Genomic DNA, 7379 nt, shown 5'->3' with positions numbered 1-7379 from the left:
CTGGTTTTTGTACTGGCTTTTTGGGAACTTGTTTTTTTAAATTATTTAATTTCACATCTTGCTGTTTATCGTTTTGATTCTTTTTAATAGGATTTTTACTTTTATCAATATTATTAGTTTCAACTGTTTTTTTCAACTTAATATTAGAAGGCGATTTTTTTATCTTGTCAAAAATACTAGGGTTTAAATTATATAAATCCGAATATTTGCTTTTTATCGTATCAATTGAATTATTTATTTTTCCTTTATCTTCATAATTTAATTGTTTTATTATATCGTCAATATATGTTTTTTTCTCGTTATCATCTATATCTTCTCTGATATATGTAAAAATAAGTTCTTTTAAATTATTTGTGACCTCATTATCATCCTTAAGCGCGCATACTTTTCTATAAATACCACTCTTTTGATAAGCAATTTTGTATATATCTTCATATAAATCTTCGCTACAATTATATAATTCAAAATAATCTCTTTTCAATATATCAATGCTGTAGACAACATACTGACTAGTTTCATATGATAAATAATCATTTATTTGACCTAAATTTCTTTTTTTTAGATTTTCTAGTTCATCTTTTTCAAAATCACTAGAATAAATAAAGTAGTATATAGGTCCTATTAAAGCTCTAACAATTCTGTTGTCTTGTTCTAATTTTAAATATAATGAAGATAATTTACCTTTATTTTTTTCCATTGTTATCTCCCCTATAATATGTAAATCAAAAAGAGTGATGAAAAATAGAATTAAAACTCTACCTAACATCACTCCCTTTTTACTAATATAATTTATTTGATTATTTTACAACAACTTTTTTGAATTTTTTCTTACCACGTTTAACTACTGCACCATCACCAGATAGTTGATCTTTAGATACTGTAGCTTTTACATCTTCTATTTTTTCGCCGTTTACAGCTACTCCACCTTGTTCGATGTTACGTCTAGCATCTGATTTTGATCCAGCAAGTTCAGCTTTAACTAATAAGTCTACTAGAGTTATAGCTCCGTCAGTTAAGTCAGCTTCTGTTAATTCAACTGTTGGCATATTAGCAGCATCACCTGTAGAGAATAATGCTCTAGCAGCTTCTTGAGCTTTAACTGCATCTTCTTCACTGTGAACTAATTTAGTTAATTCAAATGCTAATATTTCTTTAGCTTTATTTAATTCGCTACCTTCCCATTTTTCCATTTCTTTTATTTCTTCTAATGGTAAGAATGTAAGCATCTTTAAGCATTTTATAACGTCTGCATCTGCAACGTTTCTCCAGTATTGGTAGAATTCAAATGGAGATGTTTTGTTAGGATCTAGCCATACTGCACCTGATTGAGTTTTACCCATTTTCTTACCTTCTGAGTTAAGAAGTAGAGTTATAGTCATTGCATAAGCATTTTTATTTAATTTACGTCTTATTAAATCAGTTCCTGCAAGCATGTTTGACCATTGATCGTTACCACCTAATTGCATTTGGCAACCGTATTTTTGGTATAATTGGTAAAAATCGTAAGCTTGCATTATCATGTAGTTGAATTCTAAGAAAGTAAGCCCACCTTCTCTATCCATTCTTTGTTTGTAGCATTCAGCAGAAAGCATTCTATTTACACTGAAGCATGCACCAACTTCTCTTAATACATCTACATAATTTAAATCTAATAGCCAATCTGCATTATTTACAAGTATAGCTTTATCATCTGAGAAATCTATGAATTTAGCCATTTGTTTTTTGAAGCATTCACAGTTGTGGTTTATCATTTCTGGTGTCATCATTTGTCTCATATCAGTTCTACCAGATGGGTCACCTATCATTGTAGTTCCTCCACCTACTAGAGCTATAGGAGTATTACCTGCCATTTGTAATCTCTTCATTAAGCATAAAGCCATGAAATGACCTACATGTAGAGAATCTGCAGTAGCGTCAAATCCTATATAAAATGTAGCTTTACCTGCATTTATTAATTCTTTTAATTCATCTTCATCAGTGACTTGTGCGATAAGTCCTCTTTCGACTAATTCTTCATATACTGTCATCTTTATCTCTCCTTTTCGTTTTTACATTAAAAAACTCCCGTCCTCTATCTAAAGGACGAGAGTATATCTCGCGTTACCACCTTTATTCGTAGATAACTCGCATTATCTACCTTAGTAAGTAAAATACTATGCACTATAACGTGTGCTCACGTCACATCCTACTAAAGTTCAGTGTGAAGCTCAAAGGTGTATTCATAATCTTCTCTCTCGCGCCTCTCATCGACCGGCTACTTTCTGTTAAAGCTCCAATTATTACTCTTCCTCATCTCTGCCTGTATTATTATTTTTCACAAATTTTATAAATCTAATACATATATTTTAGATTATATTAAAATTATTATTTTTTGTCAATATTTCAAACATTTTCTCTCTATTTTATATTTTGTTTGATGGCTTTAGATAATTGGTCTGGACATGAAGTATCTTTTTGACCGCAAGTAGTTCCACTTAATTTATCTGCTACTTCTAATGCATTTTGTCCGATTATTAATTTAGATATTCCAGAAAGATTTCCATTACATCCTCCGATAAATTCAGCCTTAGTTATTATATTATTATCGTCAACCTCTAAATTCATTTGTTGACAGCATACTCCTGATGGCACAAAAGTTATTTTCATAATTAATCCTCCTTAAATTTCACAATTTAAAATCTATCCTATTGATTTTCTCAAACTATATTTATTATCTAAAATAATCACATAAATTGCAACATAAATTTATGCAAAAAAAGTAGTGCTAAAAAGATTTTCTCTCTTCAGCACTACTTTTATCGTTATTTAGAAAACAAATGCTTAAAAAATTCAACTGGATTGTAAAATAAAAGCCTTGGTCCGCTAAATTTCATAACATCCTTTATTTTTTGTTTCATATCCTTTTTATAGCAGTGTATAGGGCATTTTTGACAGTAGGACTTTTGTTCTCCAAATTTACATTTATCGAGTCTCTGTCTACTGTAATCTAGCAATTCTCTACATTCTGTGCACAACCCGTCTTTAGATTTATGCTTTTTTTTACAGTATATATCTACCATTACTCCTATTATATGCTTTTCTCTCTCTATACGATTCATTTCAACTCAACTCCACTTTTAACTATATCGATTTAAATACTGACAAGCTTTTTATCCTTTAATTCAAATCTCTTATTGCATATGGCACTGCTAGATTTTCTATGAGATACCATTACTATAGTTTTATCCTGACATTCGTCATCTATGCTTTTTAATATACTAGCCTCGTTTAACGTATCTAAATTACTTGTAGGCTCATCTAAAATCAATATGTCGCTATCTCTTAAAAACGCCCTCGCTATAGATAATCTCTGCTTCTCACCTGAAGATAAGTTTCCTCCCAGCTCACCTACATTTGTGTCATATCCTTTTGGAAGCTTCATTATAAACTCGTGTATAGATGCTTTTTTAGCTGCATTTACTACATCATCGTAAGTCGCATTTTTATCTCCCATTTTGATGTTGTTTAATATAGTATCATTGAATAAAAATGTATCTTGGCTGACTAGAGTTTGAGATTTTCTCAGAGTTTTTGTTGGGATAGTCTTGACATTTTTATATCCTATTGAGATTTCTCCTCTATCTACATTCCAAAATCTCATAATTAATTTTAACAATGTACTCTTTCCTGATCCACTTTCTCCTATTATAGCGACTTTTTCGCCTTTTTTTATGTTTAAATTTAAATTTTTTAATATCTCATCTCTATTTTCATAATAAAAGCTTATATCATCAACCTTTATATCCTTCGATTGCAATTCACATTCTCCAGATATATCCTCTACCACAGGCGCCTCATCTAATATATCAAATAGTCTCTGTGCACATGCAAAGGTCTGAATTAAATTATTAGATAAATTACTAAGCGCCAATACAGGACCAAATGAACTTGAAAGCACTACTATAGCAACTAATGCCTCTCCTATATTTACCTGACCTTTCTTATATAATTCAATTCCCACAAATAAAAATGTAAGTATCGCTATCATTATAACTATGTCTGTAAACGCTCTGATAATTCCTTCATGAGCTTTTATAACACTCATTTTTTGATGTAATTTATCGCTTTTTTGATTTATATTTTGAATTCTTTCTTCTCCTGCATCAAATAATAGTATTTCTTTGATGCCCTTTAGACTCTCTAAAAAATACGAATTCGAATCTGCAAATGCTTCTCTATATTCAACTCCACCTTGTTTTGCAAATTTGGAAGAAAACACAGGTATGAAATAACCGATTACAATATAAAATAAAACCGACAACAATCCAAACACTGGATTTATCTTAAACAGCACTATAGCTATTATAGAAGAAGTAACTACGCCTATAGCTATAGGTGCCACTGTATGCGCGTAAAAAACTTCAAGTAATTCTATATCGCTAGTTATAATAGATATTAAATTTCCTTTTTCCTTAGATTCAAGCTTAGCAGGTGCTAGCCTTCTAAGAGCTACAAATACCTTATCTCTAAGTATAGCAAGTATTTTAAATGCTATAAAATGTCCTGAATACTGCTCTATAAATCTCAAAATTCCTCTAAGTATCGCACATGCTATTACTATGATTATAGAAGCCTTTAAGCTTATTCCCATATCAAATCCAAGTACATTAGCTCCTGCCACCATTCCAAATGATGTTATTGCAGTTGCCGATAAAAATCCTAAAATTCCAAAGGATATAGTTATCATCATTATAGGTGCAAGAGGCTTTAGGACTTTTATTAATCTCAACATTATTTTTATTCCCGATTGTCTACTCTCCATCTATATCACCTTCATTTCTTCAACTTTGTTTTTATTTTCTAATTCGTCGTATATGCTCTCCAAATTATCTTGGTGCTCTACTAGTTTTTTATAAAGTCCATTTTTCATCATAAGCGCTTTGTGGTTTCCATCCTCAGCTATTTGACCGTCGTCTAGAAGATATATTTTATCTGCATTTTTCACATTTAAAAGCCTATGTGAAATTATGATTACTGTTTTTTCTTTAGACAATTTATTTATACTGTCCCAGATTTTTTCTTCACTTTCTACATCTATATTTGAAGTCGCCTCGTCGAAAATATATATATCTGGATTTTTTATAATAGTTCTAGCTAGGCAAAGTCTCTGCTTTTGACCTCCAGACAGTAGATTGCCTCCTTCTCCTACCTTTGTATCTAGTTTATTTGGAAGGCTTTTTACAAAACTATCTAAATTGGCTTCTTTTAGTACTTCGTATATTTCCTCATCCGTAGCGTCTTTTTTGCCCATAATTATATTTTCTCTTATAGTAGTGTTAAAAATATAAGCGTTGTGATTTATAAATCCTATCTTTTTATTCAATACATCAAATGGTATGTCGTTTAAGTTTATTCCATTTAATGTAATTTTCCCTCCATCTACCTCGTCTACTTTAAGAAGTAAATTAGTTATTGTACTCTTTCCAGAACCGCTCTCTCCTACAAATGCCACAGTCTGTTTATCTTTTATATCTACATTTATATCCTTTAAGATTTCTCTCTGTTTGTCGTAGCTATAAGACACGTTTTCTAATTTTATATCTATATTTTCAAGAGATTTTAATTCTTTTTCATTTAAACTCTCTTTTTGCTCTATTTCTATATCTAGCAAATCGAATATCTTATCACTTGCTGATATCCCATTCATAGCTACATGGAATAGAGATCCTAGAAGTCTCATAGGCAAGAAAAACTCAGCTGATAATAAAATTATTATCAAAAGCTGTCCAGGAGTTATCAGTGAATTTTTAAATTGACTTACTGCTATCAATATCCCAACAGCCGAACCTCCAAATGCTACTAAATCCATTATAGTTATAGAATTTAGCTGCATCAAAAGAACCTTCATAGTTATCTTTCTAAAATTCTCTGCATTTTGGTTCATCTCTATATTCTTCTCTTCATCTAAATCAAATATCTTTAGAGTAGTAAGCCCTTGTAGATTTTCTAAAAATGAATCACCTAAATCTGTGTAAACACCCCAGTATTTGCTAAGAAGTCTCTTAGCGATTTTCATAACGGCCATTATAGTAAACGGTATAAGCGGAACACATATAAGCAGTACAAAAGCCACCTCAAAGCTTATAAACGACAGCACAAAAAATAGAGTCAGTGGAGCCAGCACACTATAGAATAATTGTGGTAAAAATCTTCCAAAATATATTTCCAGCGCTTCAATGCCGTCCACGCCCATTTGAACCACAGAGGACGTAGATATAAATTTATTGTAGTTGACTCCTATATCAAGCAATTTCTCGTATACCTTCTCCCTTAAAACCTTCTTAACCTCGCTCGAACAATTTAGAGAAAACTTAGTCGAGTAGTAATTAGCTAAAAACCTTATACCTAACAACGCTCCTAAGTAAATTCCATCTCTTGAATAATTTATATCTAAATTCGAATTTATCAATTTATCCATAGTGTTTCCTATAAATAAAACGACTAAAATATTACATATTATCGATATCCAGTTCATCAAAACAGTCATGGCGATCCATTTTTTTGAACTAGAGCACAATTTTAACAACCTTTTTTTAAACATTTGTAACCTCCTTAATAGTCTTCATCTTGGCAAAGAAAACGACCTTTGTAATCCACATAATAACAATAACCATTCTCATTATATTGCTATCGATTTTTACGAACATAATAAGTAACATCAAAGATACAGGTATTGTAAGCATCAACTTGCCCTTTAATGTCATTCCGCCCTTTTCATGAAAATTTCTAACGTATTTATCGTATATTTTCGTCTTCATAAATTTCTCGCTCAATCTATCGCTGCTTTTTATATAGCAATAAGAAGTCAATAGTAAAAGAGGCGTCGTCGGTAGTACCGGTAAAAATACACCGATTATTCCAAGCAACATAGATATCGTTCCAATTACTATAAGCACTACTTTTTTTAACATAATATCTCTCCTTTAATTTTTTATCTAGCATATCTTCTTAGGTATAAAATAAATCTGATCATTTTCTTCTCTATGTATATATCCAGATACTCTATAAACGTCGTTTATTGTCTTTTCATCTATTACCTTAGAAGCGCTACCCGTTTTTACTATTTCTCCATCCTTCATTATCACTAAATTGTGACTGTAATTTACAGCTTGATTTAAATCGTGAAGGACCATTATTATAGTGATACCGTATTTTTGATTCAAGCTTTTGACTACCTCTAATATCTCTATCTGATGGTAAATGTCTAAGTAAGTCGTAGGCTCATCTAACAGCAAAACTTCTGTATTTTGAGCTAGAGACATCGCTATAAACGCCCTCTGCCTTTGACCTCCAGATAAATTATTTACTTTTTTATTCTGTATATCAGAAATTCCTGTAGC

The 7379-nt window shown here is 31.0% G+C and carries 8 protein-coding genes and 1 other annotated feature; all 8 genes read right to left on the bottom strand.

Features of this window, described 5'->3' with window-relative positions; all coding sequences use genetic code 11:
• Window positions 1-697 (bottom strand): hypothetical protein (locus ACI3VO_RS01735; protein ID WP_439756254.1); only part of this gene is annotated, 697 nt, incomplete at its 3' end.
• 100 nt (window positions 698-797) lie between these two features.
• Window positions 798-2027: a tyrosine--tRNA ligase gene (gene tyrS, locus ACI3VO_RS01730; protein WP_439756253.1), complete on the bottom strand. Its 1230-nt coding sequence runs from the start codon at window positions 2025-2027 to the stop codon at window positions 798-800.
• Between the two features lie 48 nt (window positions 2028-2075).
• Window positions 2076-2305, bottom strand: a binding site (T-box leader).
• 92 nt (window positions 2306-2397) lie between these two features.
• Entirely contained in the window at window positions 2398-2646 is a 249-nt protein-coding gene (locus ACI3VO_RS01725) for a TIGR03905 family TSCPD domain-containing protein (protein WP_439756252.1), read from the bottom strand.
• A 155-nt stretch (window positions 2647-2801) separates the two neighbouring features.
• On the bottom strand, window positions 2802-3098 hold the full coding sequence (locus ACI3VO_RS01720) for a nitrous oxide-stimulated promoter family protein (protein ID WP_439756251.1): 297 nt from the start codon (window positions 3096-3098) through the stop codon (window positions 2802-2804).
• 32 nt (window positions 3099-3130) lie between these two features.
• Window positions 3131-4801 (bottom strand): ABC transporter ATP-binding protein, encoded by a 1671-nt coding sequence (locus ACI3VO_RS01715; RefSeq protein WP_439756250.1) that lies wholly within the window; start codon window positions 4799-4801, stop codon window positions 3131-3133.
• The gene (locus ACI3VO_RS01710; RefSeq protein ID WP_439756249.1) at window positions 4802-6580 is read right to left on the bottom strand and encodes an ABC transporter ATP-binding protein/permease; all 1779 of its coding nucleotides are present in this window, start codon (window positions 6578-6580) and stop codon (window positions 4802-4804) included.
• The gene (locus ACI3VO_RS01705) at window positions 6573-6950 is read right to left on the bottom strand and encodes a YbaN family protein (protein ID WP_439756248.1); all 378 of its coding nucleotides are present in this window, start codon (window positions 6948-6950) and stop codon (window positions 6573-6575) included. The genes ACI3VO_RS01710 and ACI3VO_RS01705 overlap by 8 nt, the downstream gene beginning before the upstream one ends.
• Before the next feature lie 24 nt (window positions 6951-6974).
• Window positions 6975-7379: ABC transporter ATP-binding protein (locus ACI3VO_RS01700; protein WP_439756247.1), on the bottom strand; the 405-nt coding region annotated here is incomplete at its 5' end.

Origin of the sequence: Intestinibacter sp. (assembly GCF_051866655.1) — a bacterium.
In the GTDB taxonomy this organism is placed as follows: Bacteria; Bacillota; Clostridia; order Peptostreptococcales; family Peptostreptococcaceae; genus Intestinibacter.
This window is presented reverse-complemented; position numbering and strand designations above follow the sequence as displayed.

Bases quoted from the DNA above. Each gene is read 5' to 3' on its own strand.
- tyrS (WP_439756253.1), bottom strand. From the start codon at position 2,027: ATGACAGTATATGAAGAATTAGTCGAAAGAGGACTTATCGCACAAGTC.
- ACI3VO_RS01725 (WP_439756252.1), bottom strand. From the start codon at position 2,646: ATGAAAATAACTTTTGTGCCATCAGGAGTATGCTGTCAACAAATGAAT.
- ACI3VO_RS01720 (WP_439756251.1), bottom strand. From the start codon at position 3,098: ATGAATCGTATAGAGAGAGAAAAGCATATAATAGGAGTAATGGTAGAT.
- ACI3VO_RS01715 (WP_439756250.1), bottom strand. From the start codon at position 4,801: ATGGAGAGTAGACAATCGGGAATAAAAATAATGTTGAGATTAATAAAA.
- ACI3VO_RS01710 (WP_439756249.1), bottom strand. From the start codon at position 6,580: ATGTTTAAAAAAAGGTTGTTAAAATTGTGCTCTAGTTCAAAAAAATGG.
- ACI3VO_RS01705 (WP_439756248.1), bottom strand. From the start codon at position 6,950: ATGTTAAAAAAAGTAGTGCTTATAGTAATTGGAACGATATCTATGTTG.